Genomic DNA, 20,025 nt, shown 5'->3' with positions numbered 1-20,025 from the left:
AGACCTTTTTTTATGTATCATTTTTTGAAAACGTTTAACGAGTTTATAGGTACTATTAGCAAGACAAAATCTATCTTTTTAAGTATCTAGTTTTTGGTACTATAAAAAAGCAGTTGAGGCAGAGGTTTAATCAATTGATTACGTATTGATAAAGTGAGGTCACATTTATTTTAGATGATCAATAACCTCTAATAATGATTCGACAATTTTAACTGTTTTATTGGCAAACTCTTCATCAGGATATTTCATATCTGGTACGCAGATAACATCTATATTTCCAGCGTGTGCTGCTGTAATGCCGGCTTCACTGTCTTCTAAAACTAACGCTTCCTGAGGAGTTATTCCTAATTTTTCACAGGCTGTTAAGAAAATTTCAGGATGAGGTTTTCCACAAGTCACTTCATCGCCACAAATCATATCATCAAAATATTGATAGATATTTGCTGTTTTTAAAATGATATCCGCACGAGCACGAGCACTACTGGTTGCTACAATTGTTTTATAGTTATTTTCTTTTAGAAACGTTAGTAATTCAACGATTCCTTTTTTTAATGGTGTGTTAAGTTTTAGGCGGTTATCTAATGAGACATGAACATCATCCCAGACCTCATCTATTGGGAAATCTTCTCCGTAGTGATCTATTAATACTTGATAAACGCCTTTTTTATTTTTTCCTAGGCAACGACGATAAAGTGTTTCGTCAAATTTATATCCTAATTGATCTAACTTATGACAATATTCTTCATAAGTCACTCTTTCACTATCAATCATTAATCCATCCATATCAAATATTATAGCTTTTTTCATATCTAATCCCTCATTCTAAATTTGATAAGTGGATTATAACAATGAATATGGCATAAAGCAATGTTATAAGGGAGATTATCTCTCATATCAAAAAAGCCCTACTAAGGGAGGAAAGCTACGAATTCGCAAGCTCATTTCCTAGCGTGGGGGCCCCCTATTTTTACGACTGGCTAAACGCTTGATTCAACTTTTTAATAAAACCACATAATTTCTCCATAGTGTTGTCATATAATATCGCGGGTTGTGAATGTACCTACTTTGCCGATGATATTGAAAGGATGTGAGGGTATGGACGGTAGTCCGAGTTGTTGTAAGGATAATAAGATGGGTTCCATATCTGACCATCTTATGAAGTGGAGGATATGGTAACCAAGGAGGATTGAGCCATGGTTATTGAAATTAAAGAGTTAATTGAAAGAAATAAGTTATTAGAGTTATGTGAGTATTTACAAGAATTGAATTCTGTTGATGTAGCGAATCAATTAATGGATCTTGAGGATGAAGAGTTGGTTTTAGTTTTTAGGATTTTACCTAAGGATATTGCTGCAGAAGTTTTTTCCTATTTAGATAAAGATTCTCAACAACATATTGTGGAGTCGATTACAGATCGAGAAGTCACACAAATTGTGGATAAGTTATTTTTAGATGACACAGTTGATTTTATTGAGGAGTTACCTGCAAATGTTGTAAAAAAGGTTATTCGAAATACGTCTCCTCAAAAACGTGAGTTGATTAATCAATTTTTGAAATATGCTGAGTATTCAGCAGGTTCAATTATGACGATTGAGTTTGTTGATTTAAAAGCGTATATGACTGTTAAAGAGGCAATTAATCATACTCGAAAAACTGGAACAACTAAGGAAACGTTAGAAACTTGTTTTATCATTGATCAAGCACGTCATCTTTTAGGATCGGTGACACTTAAAGATTTAATTTTAAGCGAAGATGATATGATAATTGAAGATATTATGGACACTAATCTTATCTCAGTTCAAACATCGGTTGATCAAGAAGAGGTTGCACATTTATTTAAGGCGTATGATTTAGTAACGATGCCCGTCGTGGATAAAGAAAACCGTCTAGTAGGAATGATTACGATTGATGATGTTGTGGATATCATTGAGCAAGAAAATACGGAAGATTTTCAAAAGATGGCAGCGATGGCACCAAACGAGGAACCTTATTTAAAAACTCCCGTTTTATCTTTAGCTAAACATCGTATTATTTGGTTATTAGTTTTAATGATTTCAGCAACGGTGACAGGTCGTATCATTCAAGGGTTTGAGGAAGTCATTCAATCGGTTGTTATTTTAGCATCATTTATTCCAATGTTAATGGACACAGGGGGAAATGCTGGTTCTCAGTCTTCTACTTTAATTATTCGAGGATTAGCGCTTGGTGAAATTACGACTCATGATTATTTAAAAGTTATGTTTAAAGAGTTACGAGTAGGAAGTGTTGTGGCAATTGTTCTATCTGTTGTCAATTTTTTAAGAATTTATTTTATTGAGCATGTCGAGTTTATGGTCGGAATTACTGTTTGTGCAAGTTTGTTCTTTACGGTTATTTTAGCTAAAGTGGTGGGAAGTATTTTACCGATTATTGCTAAGAAGTTAAAATTTGATCCAGCTATTATGGCGAGTCCGTTGATTACAACGATTGTTGATGCCTTTGCATTAATTGTTTACTTTATGTTAGCTCGCACACTTTTAGGAATTTAATATGAAAAAGCCTACATTGTAGGCTTTTTCTGCTTATAATAAAAGAGAGATTGGAGTTGATGAGATGCGTATTTTAATGGTAGATGATGAAGTAAAGATTTGTGAATTTGTACAGGCGTGTTTAGATAATGAAGGGTATCAAACAGAGGTTGCTCATGATGGTAAAACAGCACTTAGTTTATTTCATCAGTATACCTATGATTTGATTCTGCTTGATCGAATGTTGCCTGATGTGAGTGGAGAAGAAATCTGTAAACAAATTAGACAACAGTCTGATATTCCAATTATAATGCTAACAGCCAAAATAGAAGATGAAGATCGAATTGAAGGTTTTCAATTAGGTTGTGATGATTATATTTGTAAGCCATTTAATATAATGGAGTTATTACTCCGAATAAAGGCTATTTTAAAACGAACGATAAAAAAAGATAATCAAGATTTAATTAAATTTGGAACAGATTTTGAACTAAATACTTTATCCCATCAGTTAAAGGTTAAAGGACAGGAGGTTCCTTTAACGAATACAGAGTATAAAATTTTATTGGCCCTTAGTTCACATCCTCAAAAAGTGTATACTCGAGAAGAATTACTGGCTTATGCAGTTGATGGATATGTTGAAAAATTTGATCGTGTGATTGATAGTCATATTAAAAATTTAAGGCATAAGATTGAGATAGATTCAATTATCTTAACCGTGTACGGAGTGGGGTATCGTTTTGGATTACAAAAGTAAAAGAATGCCTATTAATAAAAAAATGATTTTTATTTTTTCCCTTGTGATGATTGTGACAATCATCATGATTCGTTTGTTTGTTGCAACGTTATTTCAACGTTCATTTGAACGATATGTCGATGATTCGAATAAAGTAGAGTTGTATCATTTAATGAATTTTGATGTTAAAAGCTTGTATCGCAATGATGAATGGGATATGGAGTTTATTAAAGATTTAGGAATTGATGCGATTCAAAAAGGAATTGCCATTAAGGTTTATGATCATTCAAATCAGGAGCTTTGGAGTGTATTTTCTGATGAGAAAGTTTTATCAGATTATACGTTAAATGAAATTAGTCAAAATATGCAAAACATTGATAGTGATTGGAATAATGCCCTCGAGGATTATCAAGTAGATATTTATAATGAGAGAGATGAAGTTGTCGGAAAACTGGATTTAACTCATTATGCTTCGACGTATTATATGAGTAATGATTTGGAGCTTTTGAATACGGTCAATCAGGTGATTTTGATTATCGGGATTGTTTCGGTGGGCAGTATTGTGGTGGTTTCTGCGATGATTTCGAAATCTATTTCGATTCCTATCATGAAGGTGTCTCGAATGGCGAAGTTGATAGAGACTGGCCAATATAAAAAGGAAGTGGAGACTCGTAGCGATATTAAGGAGATTGATGAGTTAATCACATCGATTAATAATCTGTCACTGGCTTTAAATGAGCAAGAAATGTTGAGGAAGCAACTGACGACTGATATTGCGCACGAGTTAAGAACGCCTTTAACGACGGTAAAGGGGCATTTGGATGTGATGATTGCGGGGATTTGGGAGCCGACGTCTGAGCGTTTGATGAGTATTAATGAGGAAGTCGTTAGGATTAGCCGGATGGTAGATGAACTACGCCATCTTTCAAAGTATGATAGCGAAAGGACAAAGCTTGAGTTATCTAAAATACGATTAGATGAGCTGTTAGTGTCTGTCATTTATAATTATCAAGTTCAAGCCTTTGAAAAAAACATCGAGATTCATTCGCAAATAGAACCAGTAATAGCTTTAGTTGATGAGAAGAAATTTTCCCAAGTGTTAATCAATCTATTATCGAACGCCATAAAGTATACGAATGTCGGAGGCGTGATTACGGTGACGTGTCAGTCTGATGAGAAATATATTTATATCAAGGTCTCAGATAGCGGAATTGGAATTCCAGATGTTGATTTGAAACATATTTTTGAACGTTTTTATCGTGTGGATAAGTCAAGAAGTAAGGAAACAGGGGGCATTGGCGTCGGGTTAACAATCGCGAAATCTATTGTTGAGGCACATGGTGGAGTAATTACTGTATTAAGTAAACTTGGAGTGGGAAGCGAATTTATGATTCAATTACCAGTCGTTTAGTCAGAAACTAGTTCATTAATGTTATGTATGAATATAATATACAGAGCTTTAATGAGGTAGGTGATTAACGATGCAAGGAAAATACCAACATAATAAAAGTTATAAGGCGGATTTACCTTATCCACAAGTCGAAGTAGGGAAGCCAAATGATGAATATGCTAAACTTATTTATGAAGATTATGCCGGTAGAGTTTCAGAGCTAACCGCAATTACTCAGTATGTTCAACAAAATGTTTTGCTTCAAAAAGAATACGAGGAAGTAGCCAACGATTTGTTAGGAATTGCAGAAGTTGAGATGCATCATTTAAAAATATTAGCTGAAGTTTTAGTAGCATTAGGTGCTAAACCTAAGTATGGGGCATATACTGGGCAACAGTTTAAGTATTGGAATGCATCGATGGATCGATATGCAGATACTTTAATGATTATTATTAAAAATTCAATTGAAGATGAAAATGAAATGGTCACCCAGTATAACGATCATATCAAATTAATTCAAGATAAAAATATTCAAGAGATATTACGACGAATTGTTCAAGATGAAGAAGTACATATCGGTATTTTAACGGCTTTGTATCATAAATATTTTAGATAAACGCTCTTCTAGATGGATTTGTAAAATTCCACTTTTGGTGGTAATCACAAATTCATCTAAGAGGTTTTTTTTGTAGACAATTTTATGAATGTGATTTATTGTTAATTGTAACGATAGAGGGGGGATAGGATGAGAAAAGAGTATGCGGTATTAGCTTATTTTGATTTTGAAACGGAAGTAAAATTAAAACAATTTTGGCGTGAATTATATGAACTGGGGATAACTGATTATGGAGTTATTCCTAAAAATAGAAGACCACATATTACACTTGCGGATTATCAAGATATAGATGTTGAAAAGTTATCGTTAATGATAGAGCAATATTTTACGCATCAAGCTCAGGTGACAATTCAATTAAATACATTGGGATCGTTTATTGGGAGAAAAATGCTTTATTTAGCCCCAACCATGACGAAGGAGCTATTAGACTTACATGGAAACTATCATGAAGCTTTTGAACAGTTTAATCAAAATCCGAATTCTTATTATTTGCCACAGCGTTGGGTCCCTCACTGTAGTGTTGCGGGCCATTTAACTGAAGAGACCTTGCTGCAAGCATTTGAGTATTGTCAAAAAAATATTTCGTGTATTCAAGCAACCATCATGGAGATAGGTTTAGTTGAAGTTTTCTTTAATGAAGCGGGAAGTGTTGTAAAGGAGCGTTTAATTCTTTCTAAAACATTGAAGGTATCTAATTAATAAAGAAAAGACAGGTGCATCTTGCAACACCTGTCTTTTCTTTATTTTAAAATGGCTATTTTACAAAAAGTAAAAGTAGTATAGCGATAATTAAACAGACAAATCCACCAAGCATAGCTGTTGATTTTTTCATATTGAAGATCCTCTCTAATGTTTAATCTGTATATATTGTTGCAAAATAATTTGATATTTATCATTATATAACTAGAAATTTGATAAATATAGTAAAAAATTATACAGAACATAACTATGATTTTTTTTTGTGCTAAAATAATACAAGCGACTAAAAAGGAGGGGCCCTACATGGAACAAAATTTTATGAATGATTTATATAAGCAAATTGCGAAGCAATTAAATATTTCAACGAACCAAATTAATGCGGTCTTAAAACTTTTAGAAGAGGGATCAACCGTTCCTTTCATTGCACGTTATCGTAAAGAGGTAACAGGGGCATTAGATGAGGAACAAATTCGTGAAATCTCAAAGACGTATGAGTACGGTGTGAACTTACAACAACGTAAAGATGATGTCATTCGTTTAATTGATGAAAAAGGGATGTTAACACCAGAGTTAAAAAATCAAATTTTAAAAGCAGAGAAATTAACTGAGATTGAAGACTTATATCGTCCATTTAAGGAGAAAAAGAAAACTCGTGCAACGATGGCAAAAGCAAAAGGTTTAGAGCCATTAGCACAGTATCTTTTAACTTATCCACAATCAGGAATTGAAGTTGAAGCAGCTAAATATGTGAATGAAGAAGTAGCATCTGTTGAAGAGGCTTTACAAGGAGCTCGCGATATTATCGCGGAGATGATTGCGGATAACGCAGATTATCGTAAATGGATTCGTGAATATACAACGAAAAATGGTGAAATTCAATCTAAGGTTCGTGATAAATCATTAGATGAGCGCCATGTTTATGAACAATATTATGAATACTCTGAACCTATCTCACGTATTGTTCCTCACCGTGTTCTGGCGATGAATCGTGGAGAGTCGGAGAAGATTTTACGTATTTCTATTACAGAGAACGCTGAAGGCGTACACACTTATTTATCAAAGCAATTTATTAAGGATGCATCAGGGGAAGCTGCCAATCAGGTGATGATGGCAATTGAGGATGCGTATAAACGTTTAATCAAACCTTCAATTGAGCGTGAGATTCGTGCTAGTTTAAAAGAGGTAGCAGAAAATCAAGCGATTCATATCTTCTCTGAGAATGTGCGTCAATTATTATTACAACCTCCTATGAAAGGAAAAGTTGTACTTGGAGTTGACCCTGCTTTCCGTACTGGATGTAAGTTAGCAGTTGTTGATGAGACTGGTAAAGTATTAGATATCGATGTGATTTATCCTCACGAAAAATCAAAAGGGTCAACTGCAGACCCTAAATTAGTAGCGGCGGCGCGTGCTAAGGTCATTGATAAAATCAATACTCATAAAGTAGAAATTGTGTCGATCGGTAATGGTACAGCTTCACGCGAAACAGAAAGTTTTATTGTTGATGTGTTAAAAGAAATTAAGCATCCAATTTATTATATTATTACGAATGAAGCAGGAGCTTCAGTTTATTCGGCATCAGATCTTGCGCGTCAAGAGTTCCCAGATTTACAGGTTGAGGAGCGTTCGGCTGTTTCGATTGCAAGACGTCTTCAAGACCCATTAGCAGAGCTGGTTAAGATTGATCCTAAGTCTATTGGGGTAGGTCAATATCAACATGACGTAACGCAATCTAAGTTGAATGATTCATTAAACTTCGTGGTTGAAACAACTGTTAACCAGGTAGGGGTAAACGTAAATACAGCGTCGCCTGCATTACTTAAATATGTAGCGGGTCTTTCTTCAACGATTGCCAATAATATCGTGAAGCACCGTGATGAAGTTGGAAAGTTCACAAAACGTGAAGAGTTAAAGAAAGTTGCACGCTTAGGAGCTAAAACTTATGAGCAAGCAATCGGATTTTTACGTATTATTGATGGGGTAAATCCGCTTGATAAAACGGGTATTCACCCTGAAAGTTACAAAGTTGCAGAAGAAGTTCTTGAAAGCTTAGGGTGCACAAAAGATGATTTAGGAACCGAAGGCTTAAAAGCAGCAGTTGCTAAAGCTGATCGCTTAAAATTAATGGCAACGCTTGGTGTTGGTGAACATACATTAAACGATATTTTAGATGCATTTGTTGCACCGAATCGTGATCCACGTGATGAGGTGGCAGCACCTTTATTACGTTCTGATGTGTTAAAACTTGAAGATTTAAAACCAGGAATGGAACTTCAAGGGACAGTTCGTAACGTTGTTGACTTCGGAGTATTTGTCGACTGTGGTGTAAAAGAAGATGGATTAGTTCACTTATCAAAAATGAAAAAAGGATTCGTTAAACATCCAATGGACGTTGCCTCAGTTGGGGACATCGTTAAGGTATGGGTAGAGTCAGTTGACTTAAATCGTAAACGATTAGCGTTAACGATGATCATGCCAGAAGCTAAATAAATTAAAAAGGAGCTAGCTAGCTCCTTTTTAATATTATGAATTATTTTTAATATACAACTTTAAACATTTTATGATTAGTATCAGAATATAAATAATCAATCCGTACATAACCAGTGGGATTAAAGATGAAATTGAAAATAGTAATTGATTGAAGATATTACCACCTGTAGTTTCTATAACTTCAACTTGCATTAGTTTAGTCTCCTTTTATTAATTATAGGGTTTAATTTCTTTACATTTTGGAAAGTTTGAACAACCATAAAACTTTTGTCCAATATGATTGCCTTTTTTAGTTTCACGTAAAGTCATAGGTATCTGGCATTTTGGACAGATTGGTACATAATCTTCGGAGGTAATACTAGCAATAATAGGATTAGTTTTCATTTGGGACTGTATTAAATCTGTTAATTCAGAAATTGCGTAGCTATTTTTGACGGGTATATGGAGAAGAGGGAGATTAGCCGCTTTAAAAACTTCATCAACAAATGCATCTCGTTGTACTCTATTTGATTGCTGATGACTTTTATCATCCAGTTCAATAGCTACCAATGGTTTCAGAGATACATTATCGCAAACTAAAAAGTCTACATGTTTTCGGTTAATTTTATTCCAATAGCTTTGTTTCATTTTAAAATCTTTTATATTAACAAAAAATAAATCTCCTAATGATACTTTAGACAAAATCTTAAATGGAAGCTCTTTAGTAGCAAGTGACAAGGATTTATAAAAATTAAGTTCTGCTGCTGATAAAAAATCATCCCGTAAAACATATGGAAATATATTTTCTATTTTTTTACTTTGTTTGTTATTCTGTTTTGGTAATAGTCCCAGTGCATTAAGAATACTTCCTAAACATCCAATATTTTCGCTCATTATTCATATCCTCTCTAGTGATTATCTCTCCCTAATTTTAACATTATTTTAAGATAATTGTTTTATTATGTGGTAAAAAATGTATGTTTAATACTAACAAGTAATCAAATAAAGTTATTTAGGAGTATATTTTTGGGTTGAACTGAATTATCCAAAGTTCAGGTAACGGTGAATAAGGAAGGTTTACCATCAGAGGAGATAGAGATAGGCCTCCCAACGCTGACTATTTTTGATTTGAATCTCCCTGCAGGAACAGATTATTTTGAAATGGAAGTCAGCTATTTTGATGAGTCAGGAACTGAGATTTTTTAGGATGGTAGATATAGAAAAAGGATTATCTGTGAATTTTTCGATAATCCTTTTGATTGTTAGGATTTAAAGTGTAGCTTTTCTTTACTAAATGGTAAATAAGTACTACAATTATGCTATATATGAAACCGAAAGGGTGTACAAAAAATGTCAAAAGTATTAGCTAAAGTTAAAAATTATGAAATCACTGAAGAAATGTTAAATGAAACAATCGATGCCTTACGCGCACAACAAAATATTAATTTAACAACTGAAGAACAAAAACAAGATTTATTAGATGAATTAGTTGCTCGTCAATTAGTTGTTGAAGATGCAATTGAGTCTGGATTAACTGAAACTGAAGAGTTCCAAAAATTATATCGCGAATTCATTTTCCAACACAGCATTGGACAAATGTTCAAAACAATTAATGTAACAGATGCTGAGTGTGAAGCTTACTATAATGAAAACCAAGATCAATTCAAAGAAGAAACAGTTCGCGCTGCTCATATCTTAGTAGATGAAGAAGCAAAAGCAGAGGATTTATTAAATCAAATTAATGAAGGCGCAGATTTCCATCAATTAGCAAGCGAACATTCAAGCTGTCCTTCTGGAGCTCGTGGAGGAGATTTAGGAGATTTCGGACGTGGACAAATGGTTCCTGAATTTGAACAAGCTGCATTCGCTTTAAATATTGGAGAAATTTCTGGGGTAGTTAAATCTCAGTTTGGATATCATTTAATTAAATTATTAGACAAAAAAGAAACAGTGCCATTTACTGATGTTTTACCACAAATTAAACAATACTTAGTGACGAAAAAACAAAATGAGATGTATAGTGCGTTTACTCAAGGTTTAAAATCTAAATATACGGTAGAAAAAGCCTAAAAAACTATTTACTTTGTAATTCAAACTAATTATAATAGTACTATAGTTAGATGAAGGAGGAAATCAAAATGGTATTTGATCGCGTTAAAGAAATTATTGTAGACGAATTAGGTGTAGATGCAGAAGCAGTAACTATTGATTCAACTTTAGAAGATTTAGGTGCTGACTCTTTAGATGCTGTTGAATTAATCATGGCATTAGAAGAAGAGTACGATTTAGAAATCGCTGAAGACGATGCTAAAGCAATGAAAAGCGTTAAAAACATCGTTGATTATATCGAAAGTAAACAATAATTTTTTAAATGAACTAGGAGATACTTTCTCCTAGTTTTTTACCGATTATACACAGCTAGTCATAAATCATTTAATTTCGCCCATTCTAATAATAGGTTACTATTTTTTGAAAATTTAAGCAATTTTGCTTTTAATAGATATGTACAAGAGGATTTTTTTGTTTCCTGATATATAAGTCTAGATCATATTTCTGTCAGCATATAGAAATGGGAGGTGTTATAGGTGGATCGCTCAAGAAAAGTTGTTAATGAATTATTAACAGATGTTTTTAATCAAATTTTAATTTTAGAGGAACGTAATTTACAAGAGCATGATGCAGTTGATGTAACGATGACGGAGATTCATGTCATTGAGGCGATTCGTAAATGTGAACCATCAACAATGGGGACCGTGTCTAAACGTTTAATGATTACAATGGGGACTTTGACAACATCGGTTAACCGATTAGTAGAAAAAGGTTATGTAACACGTAAACGTGATGTGAATGATCGTCGAGTGGTTTTACTAGATTTAACGGAAAAAGGTCAGAGTGTATTTGAAATTCATGAAGCCTTTCATGAAGACTTAGTAAATGCTGCTTTAAAAGACTTAGAGTTTCGAGAAGATTTAGTTCAATCATTAGAGAGTATCTATCGATTCTTCAAAAAATTACAAGAAAAACATCAATAAGATGTTTTTTGGCGAATTATTTAATAATTTTTTATTAAAATAACAAGGTATCAGCTCCGATTATATGGTTTAATAGTCGTATAAGGAGCTGATTTTTTTATGTCTAAATGGTTTAATTTAAAAAATATATCGATAGCAGCGATTACTTTATTAGGATTAGCACCAGTTGTCCAAGCAAGTCCCCTTAAAGAGGACGTTACCATAGAAAAACATTATCGTACTTTTTATATGCCTAATCGCGAGGATTTAATCTTTTCCCTGCATTACGGTTACGGATTTAAAAGTGATTATGTTTTAACAGATGATGATGTGAAGGTAGGGATTTATAGTTCCAATGCAATCTTGGTGGATTTAACGGCGAATGAGATCATTTATGAAAGAAATCCTGATGTTATAACATATCCAGCGTCTCTGACCAAAATGATGACAGTGTTAGTTGCGATTGAAAATATGCCAAATACGCCGATGGTTGTAGATGTTGATTTTAATAAGTTATATGAAGAAGGAGCCGCGCTTGCCGGATTTTCAAATGGACAAGTTGTGAGTGGCGACGATTTGTTATATGGAACGATGTTACCATCAGGTGCTGATGCAGCCCAAACATTAGCCAATTATGTAGCAGGTTCAGAAGAGGCCTTCGTTGAATTAATGAATCAAAAAGCAAGGGAACTTGGCATGACGAGCACTCACTTTACAAATGTAACAGGACTTCATGACGATAATCATTACTCAACGGTGCGAGATATGGCCGTATTAGTCAAGGCCGCGCTATATAACGATAAGTTTAGAGAAATTTATTCTGCTAAATCTTATGTCACGAGTACAACGCCAATGTTAGTCTTTACGAGTCGAATGTTTGACCGTTTATCATCACCAACATTTGGTCGTGTTGAAATGTTAGGTGGAAAAACAGGTTATACGCATGAGGCGCAACTTTGTTTAGCGAGCTATGCAACAGATGGAAAACACGAATATGCCCTTGTGACAACGCACGCTGATGGAAGTGCCTATACCCCACAATATCACGTGCTTGATGCTGTTTATTTATATAATTATTTCTTAAATCAATTGTAATGGAGAATAAGATGAGTCGAAATATTTTCATTATTATGCTATTAATCTTTATCAACATTTTTTAAGTCAATAAAAATACCAAAATCCTGAATGAAAAAGATAAAAAATGGTAAAATATTGTTATGACTTAAGGAATAGGTGATAATATGGAATTAACGAAAAGAGTAGCCCATAAACCTTTTATACACGAGGTTCCACATGCTAAGGGTGTGGTTTTGTTTATTCATGGAATTTTGGAGGGGCCTTATCAATTTAGAGGGTTAGCTGATATCGCCAATCAAAATGGTTACTCAAGTTATGCCATTTTATTACCTGGACATGGTGATAGTGCTGAAAGATTTTCTCGTATTGAGAAACAAGTATGGCTAAATTATGTTGAACAGACGATTAGACGATTATCAAAAGATTATCAACAGATTATTATTGTTGGTCATTCGATGGGGTGTTTACTAGGCCTTTTAACTTCTTTACGTTATCCACAGATAAAAAAAGCTTTTTTAATTTCAACACCGTTAAAATTAAAATTAAGTTTTAGGGGATTAAGATGTAGTATAAAAGTAGCGCGCGGTAAAGTTGATGAAAAAGATATTTATACGACAGCTATTTATCGAGCTTGGAGTATTAAAAGAGCGAAACATCTTATTACCTATTTGAGATGGATTCCACGCTATTTAGATTTATTTTCGCTTGTTAGAGAAACAAATAAAAAATTAGGTGAGATTAAAATTCCATTAACTATTGTACATTGTAAAGATGATGAGTTTGTTAGTGATGAAAGTATAAATGTATTTAAACGTCATTTAACTTGTAAATATAATGTATTAGAGTTACCTAAATCAGGGCATTTTTACTTTACGGAAGATGAAAAAAGACAACTTAATAGCTATTTCGAAAAATTCATAACAAATAAAAAAGTGAGATCTTAAGATCTCACTTTTTTATTTTGTTGCATAGATACTAAATAAGCTATAAGGATGATTCATATCATCGACCATTTTATAACTAGAGTAAAATTTACGGCCACTAATATTTTGTAAAGAAGCAGCTTCTAAATACTCTTTCATTTCATTAATAGAGAAGCCGTGGTGACCTTTAAAGGTTTCACTGTGATTGTGGAAAGTTCCATTGTCTGGTAATAAGTCCACGATGATTAATTTTCCGTTTGGTTTTAAATGACTTGCTAGAAGATTCACAGTAGATTGAACATCCTCAATATGATGTAAAACCATTGAAGTGTAGATAACGTCAAATTTAGTATCAGTTTCTAAATCCTTTAATTCACCACAATAAGTCTTCATATTTTTAAGATCAGACTCATTAATTTTTTGTTTAACTTCCTTAATCATTCCTTCAGAATTATCGATTAGTAAGAATTGTGCTTTTTTATTTTTAAGATGAAAAGAAATGAGGCCTGTTCCGCAACCAAACTCCATCATTTCAAGAGGGCCACTTCCTAAATAACTCTCAATCTCAGCACTAATTGCTTCCGCGCGTTTAACTCTTAAGTCAGTATCCCAGTTTGGTGATAATGCATTGAAGTCCATATTCACAACCCCTTTCAGAGTGATTCATCATATTTGTTTTTTTAGCCTTAATGAATATTCTATCATATTTCTAACATTTTGACATGTCGATGAACGTAAAGATGACAGGGAATCATTTTCCATTATTCTACATCATCCGATGATGATTAGTCTTTTTAAGTACTAAATTTAACTTTTTAAGCAGATAACATTGCCACAATGAAGTTGAGCATTTATAATAGTAAAGTCTATAAAATCATGTTTAAAGAAGCTTCACAAGGGAGAAAGAAGTATGAACAAGCGTAAAAAGTTAAAACATAAGATTGTAGAGTATATAGGGGGATTGTGGTTTTTTCTAGCATTGATTTCAACTACTGTCTTAATTGTTTTAAACTGCACTTCTATTTATGGGTTTATTATTGATAAATATCGATTAACCTCGGTTACAGGACTTTCAAAAGATGCTCTAATGCTAAACTATAAAGAAATTGTTTCTTATTTACAGTGTTTTAGTTCAGAGTATTTGACACTTTCAGATTTTAAAATGAGTGAAAATGGAATGATTCATTTTGCGGATGTTAAAATCATTTTTCAATGGTTATATGTCATTGTTATCTTATTTATCATCGCATTAGCTATCTTTTTAGTGATTAAACATCACGACAAAGATAAAGCCGTATTATCTATGTTTAATAAAGGTGTTAATTTAACATTTATTGTATTTGGTTTGTTAATTGTTTCAATTATGGTGAACTTTTCAGCTACTTTTACGATGTTCCATAAAATCTTCTTTCGTAATGATTACTGGGTTTTTGATTATCGTACCGATCCAGTCATTTTAGCTCTACCAGAAGAACTATTCTTAATTTTAAGTGTTATGATTATTACACTTTTATTTGCTATTTGTATATTAATCAAAATTATTTACCGTAAAAGATTAAAAGCTGACTTGAGATAAAGGAATGAAGATGCTACATGGGTGGCATCTTTTTTATTTGGATTAGATAAGGAACAATTAAACTTCATTTTAGGACTGGGTGGTAATCAGTTTGCTAAGGAATTTATATATACTTGAAAGCGAAAAAGCAATGAAATAATAGATTAAATTTAATTTTCACTTAATATTGCTATTAAATGGAGAATTATAACATAGACTAATGGTAGATAATGCATGCTGCGAGGTGGCAAAATGAATTTTATGGATCAAAGTCTTTATGATTTGAAGGTTGGCCTAGTTTTAGCTGGTGGAGGAACAAAAGGAGCTTATCAAGCAGGTGTGATGCAAGCTTTATGGGACTTAGATTTAATTAATAATATTACAGCAGTCTCTGGTGTTTCAATTGGAACACTTAACTCCTTGATGCTTTGTATGAAGAAGCGGGACCTTATTGATATTAGTTGGAAGTCGTTAACTTATCAAAAGATTGTCACGAAAAGTGAAGGATTTAAGTTGGCTGATATAGGAGAAATCATCAAATTGATTGCTACGGGTCATAAGCCAGATGAAATAGCAGAAAACGTTGATTTAAGTGCTCTTGGACTCATTTCTCAAAAAGGAATTCGTGACTATATCGAGGAATTCGTAGATATGCCAACATTAAAAAGTACGAATATTGATATTTACAGTTGTGCCTATAATATTAATGATGGTCATCCAGAATACTTTAAGCTCAATGATTACAATGAAGAAGAAATAATTGATATTAGCATTGCTTCATGTGCTGTTCCCTTTATTTTTACTCCAGTGACGTTTAAAGGTAAACAATATGCGGATGGAGGAATTAATAACCCTCTATATTCGGGAGCTAGTGCGGATAATGTACCTATTGCTCCAATTATGAATCATGATTTAGATTTAATTATCGTCGTTCATTTAACGTATACAGATAAAGTAGATTTAAATCTTTATCCACAGGCAAATATTATAGAAATTTATCCTTCGTTTCCATTAGAAATTGTGAATGGAAGTGGAACTTTAAATTTTAATCAAACTTCGATTAAAGAAAGAATTGAAATCGGATATCGAGATGGTGTAGTTACATTAGCACCGATGCTCATTGCTTATTTAAAAGGAAAAAATATTGCTCCATATATTAAACACCACGTAAATTGGAATAATCAGTTTTTAAAGAAATATCGTAAATAAAACGCACATAAATACTTTAAAAACATAAGATACAAAGGAAATGAAACATAGTTTTATTAAGGAGGACATTCGTGATGAGTTGGCTTTTTAGCTTATTTGCGTTTATCTTTTTCTTTGTTAAATTAGCATGCTATTTTACAGTGGTCATGATTCAATATGGTATTCCAGTATTTATTATATATAAGTTATTCAAATGGATAACTAAGCCCTTTCGATATTCGGAATAAAAAATAGCACCTCAATACGGTGCTATTTTTTATTCTAGCAGTGCCAATTGATTTTGGCTGGATTGGGTTCATTTTCAATCGCAATAGAGCGTAAAGCTTCTTCTAACCTATGAAATTCTTCAGTCGCAATTTCATCATAAGTTTCTTTTGTTTCGAGTAATCCCACTCGATCATAGGCAATTGCTGCTGATCCATAAAATGCAAGTGCCAATGCATTAGTTGATTTATGAATAGTGGCACAGGCTTGAGCGACTGCTCTGGCTGCCGCTTGTGCTATTGGATTTTCCTTTGTCTCTCTTGCTGCTGTTTGAGCCTCAGAGATTAGCTTTTTAGCTGCAGGTAATTTTATTGTCCCCTCTAAATAATCTAATGCCCCATTAATCGCTTGAAGTAAGCGTTGATCTTTCGGAAAACTCTTTTGATAAATAGGGAGAATATGTTCCTTTGCATAGTTAACACACCAAGTGGCAATCGTCATTTTATTTTGTGTTTCAATTAAATGCATTAAAGAAATAATCTCTGGTGAATCTATACTTCCAAGCATTTTCCTTAGTTTAGCCATCGTAGCCCCCCTGTGATAATGATAAGTTCATTATATCACTTCAGCTTATAATAAAGATTGAAATAGATATTTTTTAAATAAATCAGGGTTGATATCGATACAAATTGTGGCGTTGGGTGTTTTTGAAGATAAGTCTAAATAGACTTGGCCATAGTTATCCTCATTTTTTGTTTCAACAGTGGCATAAGCAGGAATGCATTTTGTCATCATTTCAGGCCAAATAGCTGCAATCATTGCAGTTGGATCTGCTAATTCAAATCCATCAAATCCAAGTTTTTGATTGTATTCATCAAGAGATTGTGTACAACGCATAGCAAATTTAGCAAGTGATGAATCGCTATTTTTTAAGTAGTTAATGTCTTGACGAGTTAAGAATCCTTTGTTCATGATGGCATCCCAACCAACAAAGAGTTTTGGAATTTCTAAATCTAAGACGATAGATAAGCTTTCTGCATCGACATAAACATTAAATTCTGCTGTTTCAGTAATATTCCCCGGTCCAAGTCCTGTTCCAGCCATTAAAGTGATTGATTTTAATTTGTTCATCGTTTCAGGCGCTTTTAAGCAAGCCATGGCAATATTGGTTAGAGGGCCTAGGGTGATGAGTTCGATTTCATATGGATTTTCTTCAATAAGTCGAAGTAGGCCATCCATTGCATGTTCAGGTTCAATTGATAAATTAGATCTTGGTAAGAACATATTTCCAAGTCCATCGCTTCCGTGAACGTCATCAGCCATTACTAAATCACGAAAAAGTGGTTTACTCATTCCGCCGAATACTGGTGGAATATAAGTGTCAGATACTTTGATTGCTGTTAAGGCATTTTGGAGTGATTGTTCAAGTCCGACATTCCCGGCTACTACAGTAATTCCCATAACTTTGATGCTAGGTTCACGTAATGCGGTAATGATTGCAATCACATCATCTGAAGCTGTATCGGTATCAATAATAAATTTTCTCATGTAGACTGTCTCTCCCTAAAAATTAAATTTAGATTAAGTTTAGCATAATTTCGACAGGATTCGGTAGAAAAAAGTTTAGGTTCTGACAAGTTATGAGGCCTTGATATGCTATATTACAGTTGAAGAGGGGGGATACAATCATGAAAAAACTATTATTAGTATTTTGTGTTTTATTAGGACTAACAGGGTGTGGACAAGTATTAGATGAAAGTTTTGATAAGGAAACATTAAAACAAGAGACTATAGCGATTGTTGAAAACTTGAATGATGAGAACTATGATGCGATTGTTACTACAGTAAACGATGATTTAAAAGATATTTTAAGTGCTTCAGTTATTCAAAAAGCGTGGGAGCCAGTCTACGAAAAATTAGGGGAGTCTCGAGATAAATCATCTTGTACAATTAAAGCTAATGGTGATTATGCAACAGTTGTACTAATTTCTAATTACGCAAATGGAAAGTTACAAGTAACCGCAACATATAACACAGATATGGAGTTAATTGGATTATATATAAAATAGAGAAAAAGGAGATAACAATTTGTTATCTCCTTTTAAAATTTATAAACAGATTGTCCATTTTCAATCTCAAATTTCTTTTGTAGCCCAGTTCCAATTTCAAAATGTAATTTAGCAATTCCAAGATCAATCTTTTCATATCCTGTGCTATTAAGAGTCGATGTTGTCACAACACCATTTGTGAAATGGAATTTAACTGGTTGCTTATTCAGTGCAGAAGGTGCTTTTTGTACCGCCTTCATCCCATTAATAAATTCATTCGGTACCTCTTCATTACTATGATACATTTCCTCAACTGTTTTTGTCTTACGGTGAGAAAGTTTACTAATCATTTTCTCCTTAAATGTTTTATCCACTGGTGTGTAACCAACAGTGATAATTGCTACAAGTTCCTCATTTTCTTTTAAATCAATAAGCTTCGCACATAGTTTTCGGTCATAAGTTCCACCAATCCAGCACGTTCCAAGTCCGAGAGCTGTTGCTTCAAGAGCAAGGATTTCACCAAAATATCCAACCTTCTCAAGCAAGTCTTTATCATCTTTTGATCCGACTAATGCAAAATAAGCTCCAACACCTTTTAACATTCCATATGATGAAGAGAATCCTTTAAATAATTCAGGTCCATTTAACTGCAGTTGAAGATTTAAGCCGCTCATTTCATTTAAGTTTTTAATACATCTTTGAAGCGAGTTTACTTTTTCCATCTCAATATCTTTGGTTATATAAGTTCTTCTTGAACATCTTTCATCAATGGCTTTTAAATATCGCTCTTGATTCATGATTATCTCTCCTTTTAAAAATGGTACACTTGTGGCACTTTATACGGTGTAGTATACTATGCCTATAAAGGTCGGTCAATAGACTTAGAATAAGTGGGACATAATCCATTATTTTGTGGCAGGAGATAAAAGCATGATTGAAAAAATTAATCCAAGCGTCATTCGCTCAAAGCAATTTATAACAGAAGCATTACTAGAATTAATGACAGAAGAAGATTTTAATAGTATTAAAATTACAGAAATTACGAGGCGAGCACAAGTTGATCGCAAAACCTTTTACCGTAATTTTGAATCTAAAGAAGACATTCTAATCCAATATGGGGACTTATTAGCACAAGAATTTATTAAAAAAATTAAAGCAACAAGTGAACTGAATTGTTATAAAGTAGGACTTATTTATTTTGAATTTTGGCTCCAACATTTAGAGTTTTTAAAATTACTTTTATGTCAAAATTTATTGGTTTTTTTCACATGTAAATTTAATAAACGAGTACCGGATATTTTTAAAGAAATCACAAGTATCACAAATTATCAGGAGATAGATGAAGAGTTTTATCAATATCAGATGCATTATATTGCGGGTGGAATATGGAATTTATTATTAAAGTGGATAGAAGATGGTGCAATCAAGCCACCTCATGAGATGGCTCTTATTTTTAAAAGTTTATTCGATTTTAAAGTATGCTGTGAAAGATGATAGTATCAATGAATCAAGTTTTTATAAGGCTATACACTAGGGTGTACATTCACCCCATTGAACCAAAAGAAAAAATCGCCTGTTTTAGGC

Annotated in this window: 22 protein-coding genes; 16 read left to right on the top strand and 6 right to left on the bottom strand. The window is 33.2% G+C overall.

Translation table 11 applies throughout. From position 1 onward, the window contains the following. Positions 1-165: 165 nt before the first annotated feature. Complete coding sequence (locus HMPREF9402_RS03900; RefSeq protein ID WP_006784564.1) at positions 166-807, bottom strand: HAD family hydrolase; 642 nt, start codon at positions 805-807, stop codon at positions 166-168. A 386-nt stretch (positions 808-1,193) separates the two neighbouring features. On the opposite strand from HMPREF9402_RS03900, the gene mgtE reads away from it, so the two are divergent. From mgtE to HMPREF9402_RS03870, 6 genes are all read left to right on the top strand, one after another. Further along, entirely contained in the window at positions 1,194-2,528 is a 1,335-nt protein-coding gene (gene mgtE, locus HMPREF9402_RS03895; RefSeq protein WP_009606539.1) for a magnesium transporter, read from the top strand. Between the two features lie 64 nt (positions 2,529-2,592). After that, entirely contained in the window at positions 2,593-3,261 is a 669-nt protein-coding gene (locus HMPREF9402_RS03890) for a response regulator transcription factor (protein ID WP_006784562.1), read from the top strand. Continuing rightward, on the top strand, positions 3,245-4,651 hold the full coding sequence (locus tag HMPREF9402_RS03885; RefSeq protein ID WP_229059670.1) for a sensor histidine kinase: 1,407 nt from the start codon (positions 3,245-3,247) through the stop codon (positions 4,649-4,651). The genes HMPREF9402_RS03890 and HMPREF9402_RS03885 overlap by 17 nt, the downstream gene beginning before the upstream one ends. Positions 4,652-4,721: 70 nt before the next feature. After that, positions 4,722-5,246 (top strand): ferritin-like domain-containing protein, encoded by a 525-nt coding sequence (locus tag HMPREF9402_RS03880; protein ID WP_009606530.1) that lies wholly within the window; start codon positions 4,722-4,724, stop codon positions 5,244-5,246. Positions 5,247-5,375: 129 nt separating this feature from the next. Further along, the gene (locus tag HMPREF9402_RS03875; protein WP_009606532.1) at positions 5,376-5,945 is read left to right on the top strand and encodes a 2'-5' RNA ligase family protein; all 570 of its coding nucleotides are present in this window, start codon (positions 5,376-5,378) and stop codon (positions 5,943-5,945) included. Between the two features lie 303 nt (positions 5,946-6,248). Further along, on the top strand, positions 6,249-8,435 hold the full coding sequence (locus tag HMPREF9402_RS03870; RefSeq protein ID WP_009606531.1) for a Tex family protein: 2,187 nt from the start codon (positions 6,249-6,251) through the stop codon (positions 8,433-8,435). Between the two features lie 210 nt (positions 8,436-8,645). Here HMPREF9402_RS03870 and HMPREF9402_RS03865 read toward each other — a convergent pair whose 3' ends face one another. Beyond that, positions 8,646-9,308 carry a DUF2726 domain-containing protein gene (locus HMPREF9402_RS03865; protein ID WP_009606535.1) on the bottom strand — a complete coding sequence of 221 codons (663 nt, stop codon included), beginning with the start codon at positions 9,306-9,308 and terminating at the stop codon, positions 8,646-8,648. Positions 9,309-9,476: 168 nt separating this feature from the next. On the opposite strand from HMPREF9402_RS03865, the gene HMPREF9402_RS14455 reads away from it, so the two are divergent. The 6 genes from HMPREF9402_RS14455 to HMPREF9402_RS03840 all read left to right on the top strand — a co-directional run bounded on the left by HMPREF9402_RS14455 (position 9,477) and on the right by HMPREF9402_RS03840 (position 13,446). Beyond that, the gene (locus HMPREF9402_RS14455) at positions 9,477-9,620 is read left to right on the top strand and encodes a hypothetical protein (RefSeq protein ID WP_155061841.1); all 144 of its coding nucleotides are present in this window, start codon (positions 9,477-9,479) and stop codon (positions 9,618-9,620) included. Between the two features lie 144 nt (positions 9,621-9,764). After that, positions 9,765-10,484 carry a peptidylprolyl isomerase gene (locus HMPREF9402_RS14855; RefSeq protein ID WP_006784558.1) on the top strand — a complete coding sequence of 240 codons (720 nt, stop codon included), beginning with the start codon at positions 9,765-9,767 and terminating at the stop codon, positions 10,482-10,484. A gap of 68 nt (positions 10,485-10,552) precedes the next feature. Beyond that, positions 10,553-10,777, top strand: a complete 225-nt coding sequence (acpP, locus tag HMPREF9402_RS03855) for an acyl carrier protein (protein WP_006784557.1) — start codon at positions 10,553-10,555, stop codon at positions 10,775-10,777. Positions 10,778-10,999: 222 nt separating this feature from the next. Beyond that, positions 11,000-11,446: a MarR family winged helix-turn-helix transcriptional regulator gene (locus tag HMPREF9402_RS03850; protein WP_006784556.1), complete on the top strand. Its 447-nt coding sequence runs from the start codon at positions 11,000-11,002 to the stop codon at positions 11,444-11,446. A 99-nt stretch (positions 11,447-11,545) separates the two neighbouring features. Continuing rightward, positions 11,546-12,520: a D-alanyl-D-alanine carboxypeptidase family protein gene (locus HMPREF9402_RS03845; protein WP_009606541.1), complete on the top strand. Its 975-nt coding sequence runs from the start codon at positions 11,546-11,548 to the stop codon at positions 12,518-12,520. 146 nt (positions 12,521-12,666) lie between these two features. Then, positions 12,667-13,446, top strand: coding sequence for an alpha/beta hydrolase (locus HMPREF9402_RS03840; RefSeq protein ID WP_006784554.1), 780 nt, complete (start codon positions 12,667-12,669; stop codon positions 13,444-13,446). 12 nt (positions 13,447-13,458) lie between these two features. On the opposite strand, the gene HMPREF9402_RS03835 is transcribed toward HMPREF9402_RS03840, so the two are convergent. Continuing rightward, positions 13,459-14,064 carry a class I SAM-dependent DNA methyltransferase gene (locus HMPREF9402_RS03835; RefSeq protein WP_009606537.1) on the bottom strand — a complete coding sequence of 202 codons (606 nt, stop codon included), beginning with the start codon at positions 14,062-14,064 and terminating at the stop codon, positions 13,459-13,461. A 271-nt stretch (positions 14,065-14,335) separates the two neighbouring features. Here HMPREF9402_RS03835 and HMPREF9402_RS03830 point away from each other — a divergent pair, with 271 nt between their 5' ends. After that, positions 14,336-15,001 carry a TIGR01906 family membrane protein gene (locus HMPREF9402_RS03830; RefSeq protein ID WP_006784552.1) on the top strand — a complete coding sequence of 222 codons (666 nt, stop codon included), beginning with the start codon at positions 14,336-14,338 and terminating at the stop codon, positions 14,999-15,001. A gap of 231 nt (positions 15,002-15,232) precedes the next feature. Next, entirely contained in the window at positions 15,233-16,189 is a 957-nt protein-coding gene (locus HMPREF9402_RS03825; RefSeq protein ID WP_006784551.1) for a patatin-like phospholipase family protein, read from the top strand. 261 nt (positions 16,190-16,450) lie between these two features. Here the strand turns inward: HMPREF9402_RS03825 and HMPREF9402_RS03820 are convergent, their stop codons facing one another. Both HMPREF9402_RS03820 and HMPREF9402_RS03815 read right to left on the bottom strand, forming a co-directional pair. After that, positions 16,451-16,978, bottom strand: a complete 528-nt coding sequence (locus HMPREF9402_RS03820) for a putative immunity protein (RefSeq protein ID WP_009606538.1) — start codon at positions 16,976-16,978, stop codon at positions 16,451-16,453. Between the two features lie 45 nt (positions 16,979-17,023). Beyond that, complete coding sequence (locus tag HMPREF9402_RS03815; protein WP_009606543.1) at positions 17,024-17,941, bottom strand: nucleoside hydrolase; 918 nt, start codon at positions 17,939-17,941, stop codon at positions 17,024-17,026. Positions 17,942-18,081: 140 nt separating this feature from the next. Here HMPREF9402_RS03815 and HMPREF9402_RS03810 point away from each other — a divergent pair, with 140 nt between their 5' ends. Then, on the top strand, positions 18,082-18,462 hold the full coding sequence (locus HMPREF9402_RS03810) for a DUF3887 domain-containing protein (protein WP_009606534.1): 381 nt from the start codon (positions 18,082-18,084) through the stop codon (positions 18,460-18,462). A 32-nt stretch (positions 18,463-18,494) separates the two neighbouring features. Here the strand turns inward: HMPREF9402_RS03810 and HMPREF9402_RS03805 are convergent, their stop codons facing one another. Continuing rightward, positions 18,495-19,238 (bottom strand): nitroreductase family protein, encoded by a 744-nt coding sequence (locus HMPREF9402_RS03805; protein ID WP_009606544.1) that lies wholly within the window; start codon positions 19,236-19,238, stop codon positions 18,495-18,497. A 133-nt stretch (positions 19,239-19,371) separates the two neighbouring features. On the opposite strand from HMPREF9402_RS03805, the gene HMPREF9402_RS03800 reads away from it, so the two are divergent. Beyond that, positions 19,372-19,935: a TetR/AcrR family transcriptional regulator gene (locus HMPREF9402_RS03800; RefSeq protein WP_009606540.1), complete on the top strand. Its 564-nt coding sequence runs from the start codon at positions 19,372-19,374 to the stop codon at positions 19,933-19,935. Positions 19,936-20,025 lie beyond the last annotated feature (90 nt).

It is taken from the genome of Turicibacter sp. HGF1 (genome assembly GCF_000191865.1).
GTDB lineage: Bacteria > Bacillota_I > Bacilli_A > MOL361 > Turicibacteraceae > Turicibacter > Turicibacter sanguinis.
The sequence above is the reverse complement of the archived record's forward strand: the minus strand, read 5'-3'. Positions and strand labels throughout refer to the sequence as shown.

Coding starts and splice junctions, on each gene's coding strand:
- HMPREF9402_RS03845 (WP_009606541.1), top strand. CDS start 11,546: ATGTCTAAATGGTTTAATTTAAAAAATATATCGATAGCAGCGATTACT.
- mgtE (WP_009606539.1), top strand. CDS start 1,194: ATGGTTATTGAAATTAAAGAGTTAATTGAAAGAAATAAGTTATTAGAG.
- HMPREF9402_RS03800 (WP_009606540.1), top strand. CDS start 19,372: ATGATTGAAAAAATTAATCCAAGCGTCATTCGCTCAAAGCAATTTATA.
- HMPREF9402_RS03890 (WP_006784562.1), top strand. CDS start 2,593: ATGCGTATTTTAATGGTAGATGATGAAGTAAAGATTTGTGAATTTGTA.
- HMPREF9402_RS03840 (WP_006784554.1), top strand. CDS start 12,667: ATGGAATTAACGAAAAGAGTAGCCCATAAACCTTTTATACACGAGGTT.
- HMPREF9402_RS03875 (WP_009606532.1), top strand. CDS start 5,376: ATGAGAAAAGAGTATGCGGTATTAGCTTATTTTGATTTTGAAACGGAA.
- HMPREF9402_RS03880 (WP_009606530.1), top strand. CDS start 4,722: ATGCAAGGAAAATACCAACATAATAAAAGTTATAAGGCGGATTTACCT.
- HMPREF9402_RS03825 (WP_006784551.1), top strand. CDS start 15,233: ATGAATTTTATGGATCAAAGTCTTTATGATTTGAAGGTTGGCCTAGTT.
- acpP (WP_006784557.1), top strand. CDS start 10,553: ATGGTATTTGATCGCGTTAAAGAAATTATTGTAGACGAATTAGGTGTA.
- HMPREF9402_RS03900 (WP_006784564.1), bottom strand. CDS start 807: ATGAAAAAAGCTATAATATTTGATATGGATGGATTAATGATTGATAGT.
- HMPREF9402_RS03835 (WP_009606537.1), bottom strand. CDS start 14,064: ATGGACTTCAATGCATTATCACCAAACTGGGATACTGACTTAAGAGTT.
- HMPREF9402_RS03820 (WP_009606538.1), bottom strand. CDS start 16,978: ATGGCTAAACTAAGGAAAATGCTTGGAAGTATAGATTCACCAGAGATT.
- HMPREF9402_RS03810 (WP_009606534.1), top strand. CDS start 18,082: ATGAAAAAACTATTATTAGTATTTTGTGTTTTATTAGGACTAACAGGG.
- HMPREF9402_RS03830 (WP_006784552.1), top strand. CDS start 14,336: ATGAACAAGCGTAAAAAGTTAAAACATAAGATTGTAGAGTATATAGGG.
- HMPREF9402_RS03870 (WP_009606531.1), top strand. CDS start 6,249: ATGGAACAAAATTTTATGAATGATTTATATAAGCAAATTGCGAAGCAA.
- HMPREF9402_RS03805 (WP_009606544.1), bottom strand. CDS start 19,238: ATGAATCAAGAGCGATATTTAAAAGCCATTGATGAAAGATGTTCAAGA.
- HMPREF9402_RS03865 (WP_009606535.1), bottom strand. CDS start 9,308: ATGAGCGAAAATATTGGATGTTTAGGAAGTATTCTTAATGCACTGGGA.
- HMPREF9402_RS14855 (WP_006784558.1), top strand. CDS start 9,765: ATGTCAAAAGTATTAGCTAAAGTTAAAAATTATGAAATCACTGAAGAA.
- HMPREF9402_RS03815 (WP_009606543.1), bottom strand. CDS start 17,941: ATGAGAAAATTTATTATTGATACCGATACAGCTTCAGATGATGTGATT.